This window comes from Dehalococcoides mccartyi (assembly GCF_001889305.1).
GTDB lineage: Bacteria > Chloroflexota > Dehalococcoidia > Dehalococcoidales > Dehalococcoidaceae > Dehalococcoides > Dehalococcoides mccartyi_A.
In genome coordinates, this window is sequence record NZ_CP013074.1 from 1,042,454 (window position 1) to 1,055,494 (window position 13,041).

Below are 13,041 nucleotides of genomic sequence, written 5' to 3' on the forward strand. Positions count from 1 at the left end.
TCTTGATTTTTCGGCCTTAAAACCAGATAATGATTTTAATATAAAAAGCTGGTCAGGCACGATATTATGCTAGTTGAGCTTCGGGTAAAGAATTTTGGCATTATTGAGGATATCACCTGGTCTCCAGGTGAAGGGCTTAATGTCATTACGGGTGAAACCGGAGCCGGAAAATCACTGGTAATAGATGCAGTGGAAAGCCTGCTTTCGGGGCGTATCGGTGACGAACAAATTCGCCACCAGGCCAGTGAAGCCAATCTGGAAGGGGTATTTTATTTAAACCCCGCCAGCCGCCTGAAAATAGCCGCCATGCTGGCCGAAAACGGGTTGGAACTGGAAGATGACAGCCTTATTATCCGTCTTGAGTCAAAACTGGCCGGCCGCAGTGTGCTGAGGTTAAACGGCAGCGCCATAAGCCGCTCGGTCTTAAGCCGTCTCTGCCCGTATCTCATTGATATACACGGTCAAAGCGAACACCTTTCCCTTCTTAATAAATCTTTCCATCTGGATATGCTGGATGGTTATGCCCATACTACTGATGAACGCACCGAGTTTGCCCGTCTGGCACATGAGCTTAACAGCCTGCAAAGGCAGCTATCCGAATTGGAAAAGACCAACCGCGAAGCCGTCCGCCAGCAGGAATTCCTGCGTTTTCAGGCAGATGAAATAGAGGCGGCTAATCTTGCTGAAGGCGAAGAAGAAAACCTGCTTTCCAAACGGCAGGTCATGGCTTCCACCGAAAAACTGAAAACCCTGACCCACCAGTCACTGGAGTATTTGTGCAGCGGCCAAAACGGAGGGGTCCTGGCCGATTTAAACCAGGCTATGCAGTCCCTCAGGAAAATTGCCGAAATAGACTCCTCACTCAAAGATACCGCAGATGAAGTGGAGAGTGTATATTTTAGTCTTGAAGAAAGCTGCCGCTCTGTCCAGAACTATAACCGGGGGCTTGATTTTAACCCCGCAGAACTGGAAGATATTGAAAACCGTCTGGCACTTATCCACAGTCTGGAAAGGAAATACGGGCGGGATATCCCCCAGATACTGGCTTTTCTGGCTAAAACCAAAACCGAGCTGGATAATATAACCAGCTTTGCCGAAAAGACAGATAAACTAAGCAACGCTATAACAGAATTTAAAAGCCGCCTTGGAGATATGGCATCAGGATTAAGCAAACACCGCAAAGAAGCCGCTCTTAATCTTGAAAAAGCAGTCCAAGCAGAACTGGCAGACCTGAATATGTATCAGGTAATATTTAAAGTAAATTTCCAAACCCAAGCTGACGAAAACGGACTGCCGGTAAGCGGTCAGACGCTCGAATTTTCATCAAGCGGCACAGACCTAGTAGAGTTTTTTGTAAGCACCAATCCCGGCGAACCTCTCCGCCCGCTTAACAAAATAGCCTCTACCGGTGAAATATCACGCATTACTCTGGCTTTAAAAAGCGCTGCTTCACGGCTGGATGATATACCGGTGATGATATTTGATGAAATTGATATAGGCGTAGGCGGACGCTCCGGAGATATGCTGGGGCGAAAACTCTGGAAACTTTCACAGGGGCATCAGCTGATAAGTGTTTCTCATCTGCCCCAGATAGCCGCATATGCCGACCACCACTTTTATGTATCAAAAACCGAACTTAACGGCAGAATAAACAGCCGTATTGCACGCTTGGATAGTGAAGAACACCTTGCCGAACTTTCGGTAATGCTATCAGGCAGCCAGACTGGTGAAAAATCACTGGAGAATGCCCGCGAACTATTAAAAAAAGCCTCTATATTTAAGGAAACCAGCCCCGAACAACCTGAACTGAATATGCCCCTAAGCGGTAAATAGCCATGCCGCGGCATATTTTAATATCTCTTATCTTTACCACTTTATTCTGGGCATCAGCCTTTGCTGCAATACGGGTGGGTTTGGCAGACTACAGTCCGTCCCATATGGCTCTGCTCCGTTTTCTGGTAGCTTCATTAGCCCTGATTATATATGCAGTGATAACCAGAATGCGCCTGCCGGACAAAAGTGACTTACCGGCTATATTTCTGCTGGGGCTGGTAGGCATAAGCATGTATCACTCCGCCCTCAACTACGGTGAAAAGACAGTCACCGCCGGTGCTGCCAGCCTTATTATTGCTGCTGCGCCTATATTCAGCGTTTTACTGGCCAGATTTTTCTATAAAGATAAGCTAACCCCGGCAGGCTGGCTGGGCATAATTCTCAGCTTTGGGGGAATTGCAATAATCACCCTGGGCGAAGGGCAAACCCTCAGCTTTGAACCCCATGCCATTTTTGTATTGCTGGCTGCTATCTGTACCAGCATATACATAGTATTCCAAAAACCCCTGCTAAAAAAATACAGCGGATTTGAGTTTTCTACCTATGCTATCTGGGCAGGGACTTTGCTGCTCATGGTATTTGCACCCGGTCTTTTAAAAGAGATATCAGAGGCCCCTCCATCATCTACTTTGGCGGTGGTTTACCTGGGCATATTCCCTACTGCCATCTCCTACCTTTTATACAGTTATGCCTTATCCAAAGCCCGCACCGCACAGGTAATCAGTTTTTTATACCTGAACCCTGTTTTTGCCATAGGCATAGCCTTTTTCTGGCTGGGTGAAATACCGGCTGTTATCAGCCTGCTGGGAGGCCTGCTGGCACTGTTCGGAGTCATACTAGTTAACCGCTACGGCCACAGCCGCTGATATCCGCTTGAATCAATTTTGACATACCATTTACACACCTCCTCCATAATATCTCCACACACACCTTGTATAGTTAATGCATAACAACCTGAGGAGGTTACAGAAATGAAAAAGAGTCTAAAAATCTTAATCATTGTGGGGGTAGTAGCTGCCCTATCCGCCCTGTTCATGTTTTCCACTGTCTCGGCTGCTGGTCAAAACCGCAGTTTTGCCGGGGAGTGTGACGGAACAGTGCTTACTCTGCTTAATATGACACAGGCAGAGCTACAGGCGGAACGCCAAAGTGGTAAAACTCTGGCAGCAATTGCCGCCGAACAGGGCATCAGTACCGATGCTCTGGTAAATGCCCTTATGGAACAGCACAGAGCCGCAGTGCAGGCTATGGTAAATGCCGGACAGATTACCCAGGAGCAGGGTACTTACCGCCTGCAGATAATGGAGCAAAACGTTATCCGCATGGTAAACCAAACCGGCGGCGCTAACGGAGCAGGCAGCGGAAACGGTGTCTGTGATGGAAGTGGTCCTATCAGTGGTGCTGGTAATGGCACAGGCGTTGGCGCTGGCAGCAGCAACGGCATCTGTGACGGAAGCGGTATCGGCAGCGGTGGAGGACAAAGAGGCGGCAGATAAACTTGCCCGGTCTTTCTTTACTAACATCAAAGGGGCAGACTTTTGCGTCTGCCCCTTGCCGTTTAGAAGATTGCATTATAATATGAGAAGACAATGACTAAGCAAATACTGATAGCGGATGACGAAAAAAGGATAGCAGAAATCCTGCAAGCCTATCTTGAACGTGAAGGCTTCATGGTGGTTGTAACCTATGACGGAAAAACAGCTCTGGCAAAATTCCATGAAGAAAACCCTGACCTGATAATACTTGACCTGATGCTACCCGAAATATCCGGCTGGGATGTCTGCCGTGAAATCCGCAAAGAAAGCCGCGTACCTATAATAATGCTTACCGCTCGTGATGAACTTACCGACAAGCTGATAGGATTGGAAATTGGGGCGGATGATTATATGACCAAACCCTTTGAGGCCAAAGAACTGGTAGCCCGCGTCAAAGCTCAGCTCAGACGGTCTGAATACACTCCCAGCCTTGACTCAGTACTGATTATTGACCAGCTGGAAATAGACAAGGCACGGCGCCTGGTTAAAATAGGCGGTAAGGCGGTTGATTTGACTGCCACCGAGTTCGATATACTGATAAACCTTGCTGCAAGCCCGGGACGTGTCTTTTCCCGTATGCAGATACTGGACAAACTGGGTGAAGCTTACGAAGGATATGAACGTACCATAGACAGCCATATTAAAAATCTGCGTAAAAAAATAGAGCCTGATCCCGAATCCCCTGCCTATATCCTGACCATACACGGGGTAGGCTACAAGATGAAAGATAAAGGATAAAAGAGCGTGTTCCGCTTAAGCTATAAAATTTTCGGTGCCCTGCTGCTTACAGTGTTACTTTCGGTAGGTCTTACTTCGTTTGCCGCCAATCAGCTGACCGCCAGCCAGTTTCGCCAGTATATTATCCGTGGAAATACCGAGTTTATAACCGGTGTGGAAAGCACACTAAGTATGTATTATACCCAGTACCAAAGCTGGGATAACGTAAGTACCATACTTGTACAACTGCTGGGCAGTAACGGCGGGAGGCTTCTTTTAAGTGATGCTGGCGGGCTGATAGTAGCTGATACCCAAAACAAATGGGTAGGCCACCTGACAGACGAGTATAACCTGTCAGACGGTAACACGATAAACGTTTCCGGTACATTGGCGGGATATTTTTATTGGCTCGGCAGTGAAAGCAGCGCCTCAGGAAGCGGCTATGGCAAAGGAATGCATAGCAGCCAAAACAACACCGGCAATTCCGCTATCACTATCATCACCGAACCCCAACAGCAGCTGCTAGATGAAATGAACAGGTCTGTTTGGATATCCGGTATTTTAGCCGGTCTGGCCGCATTGGGTCTGGGACTACTGCTGACGAACCAAATTATCCGCCCTATAAACGCCCTTAACCGCAGTGCCAGGCAGGTTGCCGGCGGAAAGTTCTCCCAGCGGGTAAGAGTAGAATCCCGTGACGAACTGGGTGAACTGGCTGAAAGTTTCAACCACATGGCTAAAAGCCTTGAGACAAATGAACAGTCACGCCAGAGACTGCTGGCAGATATTGCCCATGAGCTTCGTACTCCACTCACAGTTATTGAGGGAACGGTAGATGGAATACTGGACGGGGTTTTTGAGGCTGATACCCGTCACCTTACCACCATCAAAGAGGAATCTGCCACGCTTACCCGCCTAATCAAAGATCTGCGTGATATATCTCTGGCCGAATCCGGCAAACTCAAACTGGAAATCGCTCAAGTGGATATAGCAGAAATTATCCGCCGTCAGGCAAGTCAAATATCCATACTGGCAAAAGATAAGTCTGTTTCCCTTGTAACCGATATACCAGAAAATTCATCTGTCATTTCAGGTGATGCCACCCGCTTAAACCAAATAACCGCCAACCTTCTTAGCAATGCCTTGCGGCATACATCTGCCGGCGGGCAGATAACCCTCAGCCTGAAAAATATGCTTTACAAGGATAAATCCGGAGTAATGGTATCGATAGCTGACAACGGGGAGGGAATACCCCCGACGGATTTGCCCCACATTTTTGACCGCTTTTACAGGGTAGCCACTTCCAGAGCCAGAAGCGAAGGCGGCAGCGGGCTTGGTCTGGCTATTGTAAAAGAAATGACAGAAGCACACGGCGGTTATGTATGGGCAGAAAGCTTACTTGGAAAAGGGAGCACATTTAACTACTGGCTGCCCAGATAACAGCTAATTCCCAGTCTTCAAAAACCCTTTTAAGGCCAGCATTCTTTATAAAGCAGACAAGCCACATGGTGCCCGGGTGAAACCTCCCCCATTACCGGCACTATTTTAGGACAATCTTCAAAGGCTTTAAAACAGCGCGGATGAAATACACAACCGCTGGGCGGATTCAGGGGGCTGGGTACTTCACCCTTGAGTATAATGACTTTACGTTCAGCCTCAACCGCAGGGTCAGGTATAGGCACCGCCGAGAGAAGTGCCTGAGTATACGGGTGAAGTGGTTTTTCATACAAACCATCCCTATCGGCTACTTCCATAAGTTTACCCAGGTACATTACCATTACCCTATCTGAAATATGCCTAACTACTGAAAGGTCATGCGAAATAAACAGGTACGAAAGACCAAATTTATTCTTCAGGTCATCCAGCAGATTTATTATCTGAGCCTGAATGGATACATCTAATGCCGAAAGCGGCTCGTCACACACAATAAATTCCGGCTGCAAGGCCAAAGCTCTGGCCACCCCAAGACGCTGGCGCTGGCCGCCGCTGAATTCATGTGGATAACGCTCGGCCATATAGGGTGATAATCCTACCAGCTTTAAAAGCTCAGCTATACGTTTATTATATTCTTTGTTGTTTACTTTATGTAAACGAAGCGGTTCGCCGATAATATCTGCCGCGGTAAAACGCGGGTCAAGCGATTCGTAAGGGTCTTGAAATACCACCTGCAACTTCTGACGGTACGGACGAAGCTCTTTGGTGGTCAGACTGGCCAAATCTTTATTTTTAAACCAGACTTCACCAGAAGTAGGCCGCTGAAGCTGGAGTATGTTTTTACCGATAGTAGTTTTACCGCTGCCGCTTTCCCCCACCAAACCCAGCGTTTCCCCCTTGTGAATAGCAAAACTTACCCCATCTACCGCTTTGACCTCAGCCAGTTTTTTACGGCCGAAAAGCCCGCCGGTAACAGGGAAATATTTAGTCAGATTGGTAACTTCAAGGATTATATCTTTTCCCACGGCAACGCCCCTTCCTGGGCAACCAAACAAGCTGTCAAATGACCCGGTTTTATTTCTACAAGCGGAATCCGTTTGATTTTGCATTCCGGCTTAACATATACACAGCGCGGGGCAAACGGACAACCCTGCGGCGGACCAATCAAATCGGGAGGCTGGCCATCTATAGGCTGCAAACGGGTGCGTCTGGGCTCGTCCAGCCGGGGCACAGAGCCAAGAAGTCCTGCAGTATACGGGTGGAGGGGTTTATGATAAACATCTATGGCTGTACCCTGTTCCATAATCTGCCCGGCATACATCACATACACCCGTTGGGCATATCTGGCAACCACCCCCAGATTATGAGTGATAATAATAAGTGCGGTATTCAAGCGTAAGGTCAGGCTTCGTATCAGGTCCAGCAGTTGGGCTTGAATAGTCACATCTACGGCAGTAGTAGGTTCATCAGCAATAACCAGCTGCGGTTCACAGGCCAAAGCCATAGCTATCATAACCCGCTGACGCATACCGCCGCTGAAATGATGCGGGTAATCATTTAGCCGCCCTTCGGCATGAGGGATACCCACCGATTTCAGAAGTTCCACTGCCTGTCTGGTGGCCTCATTTTTATTCAGCTTGAGATGGAATTGCAGCCCCTCGGTCAGTTGACGGCCTATGGTCAAGACCGGATTAAGCGAAGTCATAGGCTCCTGAAATATCATGGAAATGTTTGAACCGCGTATTTTTTGCATCTCTTCTTTATTTTTTTTCAGCAAATCCACACCGTTAAACAGCACCTGCCCAGCCACTATCTTGCCCGGCGGCTGTGGTATCAGCTGAAGCACAGACAAAGAACTGACGGTCTTGCCGCAGCCGCTTTCTCCCACCAATGCCACCATTTCGCCTTTATTAACTTCAAAAGAAACCCCGCTAACTGCCTGGACAATGCCGTCCTGAGTCATAAAATGAGTTACCAGATTTTTTACTTCAAGCAATTTAGCCATTTTATCTTCTCAACCTCGGGTCAAGGGCATCTCTCAGGCCGTCTCCCAGGAAAGTAAACGAAAGCATCAGTATAGCTATGGCAATAGCCGGGAAAATTACCAGATGAGGTGCGGCATATATAACGTTATTGCCGTCTGCTATCATAGTACCCCAGCTGGGAGTAGGCGGGCGGACGCCAATACCGATATAACTTAGAGCCGCTTCCGCAAAGATAGCTCTGGGTATATTAAAGGTTATGGCCACGATAATAGGACCGAGTGAATTTGGCAGCAGATGCCGCAGAGTTACATATGCCCCGCTTCCGCCCATCGCACGGGCGGCCGACACAAAGTCTCTCTGCTTAACAGATAGTATCTGCCCGCGTACCAAACGGGCTATACCAACCCAGGCAACAAGCCCGATAGCCAGAAATATCATAAAAATGCTACCGCCGAAAATGGCCCGCAGCAGAATTATCAAAAGAATATCCGGAAATGCATACATTATATCTACAAACCGCATAAGCATGTTATCAACTTTGCCGCCGGCTGCTGCCGCAATGGCACCGATGGGTAAACCGACCACCAGCACCACCAGCTGGGTAAACAAACCTACAGCCAGAGAGGTGCGGGCACCATATATAAGGCGGGAAAATACATCCCTGCCCAATTCATCCGTACCCAGCCAGTGTTCAGACGAAGGCCCTACCAGAATGGCATCGTAATTCTGGGTGGCAAAGTCATATTTCAAATAAAGCGGTGCAAATATAGCCGCCAGTGCCAGAAGCAGAATAATAGACCCGCCCAGGACCGCCAGCCTGTTACGGCGTAACCTTACCCAGGCATCACCCCAAAGAGTATGATGCTGACGGGAAGATGCTTCCGTTTCAGTGACCTCTTTTTTAGCCCGGTAAAACAGGTTAAACATATCTCACCTAATCATAACGGATACGCGGATCTATCCAGCCGTACATTATATCTACTATCAGGTTTACAATAGCCACTGCAAAGGCATAGAAAAGAATTGTCCCCATGATAAGCCCGTAGTCACGGGCAAATACCCCTTGAACAAACAAACGGCCTACGCCCGGTATGGAAAATATATTTTCAATAATAAATGAGCCGGAAATAAGAAATGCCAGCTCGGGTCCGGCTACTGTGACAACCGGTATAAGAGCATTCCGCAGAGTATGCCGGAAAAGAATAATTCGTTCGCTTAACCCTTTGGCTCTAGCTGTACGTATATAATCCTGCCTGACTACCTCCAGCATAGAGGCACGCGTAATGCGGGCGGTATAGGCGGCCGGAAGGGCAGCGAGCGAAAATGCCGGCATAATAATCTGCCGCCAGTCTCCCCACCCGCTGGTTGGCAGCCAATGCAACCAAACAGAAAAGATAATAACCAGCAAGATACCCAGTACAAAGCCGGGAATACTGGCAAACACGGTTGAAAAACCTACAGCTGCATAGTCTACAATTGAGTTTTGTTTGAGAGCCGCCGCCATGCCTAATGGAATTCCTATAACAAGTGCCAGCAAAAAGGCGACTACCCCCAGAGTAGCGGTGATGGGCAAACCGGTACCTATAATCTCAGTAACACTGCGGTCCTGATACTTGTAAGAAACCCCCAAATCCCCATGCAAAGCATTCCAGACATAATTTATGTACTGCTCATAAAAAGGTTTATCCAAACCGTATTTTATGTTCAGGTTTTCCACAATCTGGGGGGCAAGCTCTTTTTCCCGGTCCCAAGGGCCGCCCGGAACCAGATGCATGAGACTGAAGGTAATAAAGGACACTGCCAGAAGTACCAGTCCCAGCCAGAGTATTCGTCTGAGAATATACTTTCCCATACTATCCCTTTTAATATAGTGCAGGGCCCGACGCCACAAGTCTTATGCCGAGCCCTGCATTCAGGCTATCTGTGTTACTTGACTATAGAAACATTAACAAACGACGTATCACCCATTATGGTGCCATCCATACCGGTGGGTTCCAGTCCTTTAACATAGGGTTGGACTACATAGAACCGTTCACGGTAGAACATGGTTACAATAGGCATATCGTTCATAACCATTTCCTGGGCTTGAGCCCACATCTGAAGACGCAGGGTATTATCAAGTTCCATCATGGCCTGTCTTGCCAAGGCGTCAAAGGCAGGATTGGAATAACCTGTATGGTTATTGCCGCCGCCAGTGCCGAACAAATCAGGCAGCCAGTTATCGGGATCAGGGTAATCAGCTCCCCAGCCAAACCATGCCCAAGTATGCTGTTCGCTGTTTACAAAGGCACTGAAAGCTGAAGGTTCCATAGGTTCAAGAGTAAGATCAATATTTAAATTGGTCTTTAGCTGAGCCTGCAGGAACTGAGCGATAGTGCGGTTGCTGGCAGTATCTGCATACTGGAATTTAAGTTCGGGTAAGCCAACCCCGTTGGGATAGCCGGCATCAGCCAGAAGCTGTTTGGCTTTGGTAACGTTAAATGCAAAATCTTTACCCAAATCAGCATCGTATCCGGGCATGCCTGGCGGAATCCACGAATAAGCAGGTGCACCTACGCCACCTCTGACTTGGTCCACAAAAGCTACCCTGTCAATGGCGCAGGACATAGCCTGCCTTACCAGCAGATTATCAAAGGGGGCTTTATTAACATTAAACTGGAAAGCAAAGGTGGTCAGGTCATTATTCCGTACCACATGCTTGCCGTAAACCGAGTCGGCCAATACAGCGGTTTCCGTCCCTACCGGAACTCTAGCCATATCAAGCTCACCGTTCTGATAAGCCGAATACTCCTGAGTAGCATCAGTAATCATAAAGTATTTGATTTCAGTCAGGGTAGGTTTGGTATCCCAGTAATTCTGGTTGATGGTAAATGTCATGTGATCCTGATGCACCCATTCTTTCAGGGTATAAGGCCCGTTGCCGATAAGGTTACCGGCTTCTGTCCAGGCAGTACCCTTAGCGGTAATAACACTTTCCTTAACCGGAGAAGTAGGCCAAAGAGCCATAATGGAGAGGAAAGTAGGACGGGTTTGGGCTAAGGTAATGCGCAGGGTAGTATCATCTACCGCTGTTACACCTACAGCATTCCGCAGGGCTGTCTTGGTGGCGGCATCAGCATCCGCTGCGCCATTGAACTCAGCTGCACCCACAATATCATAGTAGAAAGTGGCATATTCAGCAGCTGTGTCGGGGTCAAGCATACGTTTGATGCTATATTCAAAGTCATGGGCGGTAACCTTTGAGCCATCACTCCAGGTCACGTTTGATTTGACTTTGAAGGTATAGGTCAAGCCGTCTGCCGAAATACCCCCGTTTGCCACGGTCGGAATTTCCTGAGCACATGCTGCTTTTAAGGACAAGTCTGAATTGAAGTCCAGCAGACCCACAAAGAGCAGCATGATTACGGATCTTTCCGTAGCCCAAGAAGCCTTGTTGGGATCTATGGTGTTGGGTTCACCTGCCAGGTTAACACGGAACACCTGAGGAGTGGTAACGGTTCCGTTATCCCCGTCATCATTGTTGTCATCACTGGTACAACCGCTAAAGACAATTGGCACAATGATTAACAGGGTTGCCAGCAGGTATAGTAACTTCCCTTTCATACAACCTCCTTTCTGGTATTGTTTTATATGTTTATTATACTCAGGTATCAGTAATTGTCTATAGGCTTTTATTTGCTTGCTATCTTTATATAGTTGTAGTTGTTTTGTTTTTATTATATCTTTTGCTTTTTGTATTTATATTTCCCTCGTCTTAACCACCTTAACTATTTAACACATTTGTCGGCATGCTTACTTTTATTGACCATATAATGCATAATAGTTAGGTAGACTGGGCAATCAGGGGGATATACCTTATGAGTATAGAAATACAGTTTTTAGGGGCAGCTCAAAACGTCACCGGCTCAAGGTATCTGCTGAAAACAGCCCAAACCCGCCTGCTGGTGGACTGCGGGCTATATCAGGAACACCGCCTCCAAGAACGGAACTGGCAACCCTTTGATATATCTCCGGAAAGCCTGAGTGCTGTACTTATCAGCCATGCACATATTGACCACTGCGGACTTTTGCCAAAGTTGGTAAAGGATGGCTTTAGCGGGTCGGTATTTGCAACAGAAGCCACTGCAGAAATCGCCCGTATATCTCTGGCAGATGCCGGCAAATTACAGGAAGAAGATGCCGCTTTTAAGAAGAAACGCCACGAACATGAAGGCCGAAAAACCCGATATCCTGAAATACCCCTTTACACTGCCGAAGATGCCAAAGCTGTATTCCCATTGTTTAATATCGTGGAATACAGCCGTGAAATACCTGTCTCCGCAGATGTAACCGCCACCTTTCATAATGCCGGGCATGTATTTGGGTCAGCCAGCATAGAACTACGGGTAACAGAGAATAATCAACATACCGTAATAGCATTTTCAGGTGACTTGGGTAACTGGAACAGACCTATTCTTAAAAACCCTGACCTTATAGACCAGGCAGATTATATTGTCATAGAGTCTACTTACGGTGACCGCACCCATGAAGATATAAATGAGGCATCGCTGAAATTAGCGGATATAATAAATCAAACCATTCAAAGAGGCGGGAATATTGTGATACCCAGCTTTGCCTTGGAGCGCACTCAGGATTTGTTGTATTTTCTTAACCGCTTTATGTCAGAGAGTAAAATACCCCGGCTGAAAGTTTTCGTAGACAGCCCCATGGCTATCAGCATCACTAAAATATTCACAAAATACCCGGAACTATACGACCGTGAAACTGCCGGCTGGGTAAAAAACGGCAGTTCTCCGTTTGAGTTTGAAGGGTTATATTTTACCAATAAGGCAGCTGACTCAAAAGCTATCCTTTCAGAAAAAGCCCCCTGCATAATAATAGCCGGCTCAGGTATGTGTACCGGAGGACGGATAAAACACCATTTGGTAAATAATATAAGCCGTCCGGAATCAACTATTCTGTTTGTGGGCTTTCAGGCAACTGGCACTTTGGGCAGGCTGATAACTGACGGGGCAAAGGAAGTAAGGATATTGGGACAATACTATCCGGTGCGTGCACATATCCAAGGACTGAGAGCCTTTTCGGCACACGCAGACCAGCCTACCCTGCTTCGCTGGCTGAGGGGATTTAAAAACAAACCCAAACGGGTATTTGTAACCCATGGTGAACCGGAAACAAGTGAAACGCTTATAAAAGCTATTACAGAAACTTTCAGATGGGAAGCAACTGCACCGGAATACCAAGAAAAATTTAATTTATAATAAGAGAAAATAAAAAACCGCTGTAAACAGCGGCAAATTTTACACACATTCCAACCCAATCAGCTTAGGCAACCACTCTAAGGCTAATGCACTTCCGCCGTATCAAGGTTGCTGATACTGATGATAATAGCTATAAGTATAAGCCATAAACCCAGCGAAGACATTATAAACCCCAAAAATAACTTGGCAGATCCTTCCGATAACCGATTACACCTAGGGCTCAGCACACGGCAGGGGACCTGGATGAAATTTAAGCTTTAGCTGCCTCAAACTAAA

The 13,041-nt window shown here is 47.3% G+C and carries 11 protein-coding genes; 6 read left to right on the forward strand and 5 right to left on the reverse strand.

Annotated features, from left to right (window positions below):
* The first annotated feature begins 66 nt into the window (after nt 1-66).
* The 5 genes from recN (at nt 67) to ASJ33_RS05830 (ending at nt 5,525) form a co-directional block, all read left to right on the forward strand.
* Nucleotides 67-1,833: a DNA repair protein RecN gene (gene recN / locus ASJ33_RS05810; RefSeq protein WP_041331081.1), complete on the forward strand. Its 1,767-nt coding sequence runs from the start codon at nt 67-69 to the stop codon at nt 1,831-1,833.
* A 2-nt stretch (nt 1,834-1,835) separates the two neighbouring features.
* On the forward strand, nt 1,836-2,699 hold the full coding sequence (locus ASJ33_RS05815) for a DMT family transporter (RefSeq protein ID WP_023652449.1): 864 nt from the start codon (nt 1,836-1,838) through the stop codon (nt 2,697-2,699).
* A 105-nt stretch (nt 2,700-2,804) separates the two neighbouring features.
* Complete coding sequence (locus ASJ33_RS05820; protein WP_041331083.1) at nt 2,805-3,329, forward strand: hypothetical protein; 525 nt, start codon at nt 2,805-2,807, stop codon at nt 3,327-3,329.
* A gap of 93 nt (nt 3,330-3,422) precedes the next feature.
* The gene (locus ASJ33_RS05825) at nt 3,423-4,106 is read left to right on the forward strand and encodes a response regulator transcription factor (protein WP_012882196.1); all 684 of its coding nucleotides are present in this window, start codon (nt 3,423-3,425) and stop codon (nt 4,104-4,106) included.
* Between the two features lie 6 nt (nt 4,107-4,112).
* Nucleotides 4,113-5,525: a sensor histidine kinase gene (locus ASJ33_RS05830; protein ID WP_041331085.1), complete on the forward strand. Its 1,413-nt coding sequence runs from the start codon at nt 4,113-4,115 to the stop codon at nt 5,523-5,525.
* Nucleotides 5,526-5,554: 29 nt separating this feature from the next.
* Here the strand turns inward: ASJ33_RS05830 and ASJ33_RS05835 are convergent, their stop codons facing one another.
* The 5 genes from ASJ33_RS05835 to ASJ33_RS05855 all read right to left on the reverse strand — a co-directional run bounded on the left by ASJ33_RS05835 (nt 5,555) and on the right by ASJ33_RS05855 (nt 11,107).
* Nucleotides 5,555-6,544, reverse strand: a complete 990-nt coding sequence (locus ASJ33_RS05835; protein WP_041331087.1) for an ABC transporter ATP-binding protein — start codon at nt 6,542-6,544, stop codon at nt 5,555-5,557.
* Nucleotides 6,529-7,524, reverse strand: coding sequence for an ABC transporter ATP-binding protein (locus tag ASJ33_RS05840; protein ID WP_041331089.1), 996 nt, complete (start codon nt 7,522-7,524; stop codon nt 6,529-6,531). Before ASJ33_RS05840 ends, ASJ33_RS05835 begins: the two co-directional genes overlap by 16 nt.
* Before the next feature lies 1 nt (nt 7,525).
* Complete coding sequence (locus ASJ33_RS05845; RefSeq protein ID WP_012882200.1) at nt 7,526-8,431, reverse strand: ABC transporter permease; 906 nt, start codon at nt 8,429-8,431, stop codon at nt 7,526-7,528.
* A gap of 7 nt (nt 8,432-8,438) precedes the next feature.
* A complete protein-coding gene (locus tag ASJ33_RS05850) occupies nt 8,439-9,356 on the reverse strand; it encodes an ABC transporter permease (protein WP_023652453.1) in 918 nt (305 codons plus the stop codon).
* 74 nt (nt 9,357-9,430) lie between these two features.
* A complete protein-coding gene (locus ASJ33_RS05855) occupies nt 9,431-11,107 on the reverse strand; it encodes a peptide ABC transporter substrate-binding protein (RefSeq protein ID WP_023652454.1) in 1,677 nt (558 codons plus the stop codon).
* A gap of 254 nt (nt 11,108-11,361) precedes the next feature.
* Here ASJ33_RS05855 and ASJ33_RS05860 point away from each other — a divergent pair, with 254 nt between their 5' ends.
* Nucleotides 11,362-12,765 (forward strand): MBL fold metallo-hydrolase RNA specificity domain-containing protein, encoded by a 1,404-nt coding sequence (locus ASJ33_RS05860; RefSeq protein WP_041331091.1) that lies wholly within the window; start codon nt 11,362-11,364, stop codon nt 12,763-12,765.
* Nucleotides 12,766-13,041: the final 276 nt, after the last annotated feature.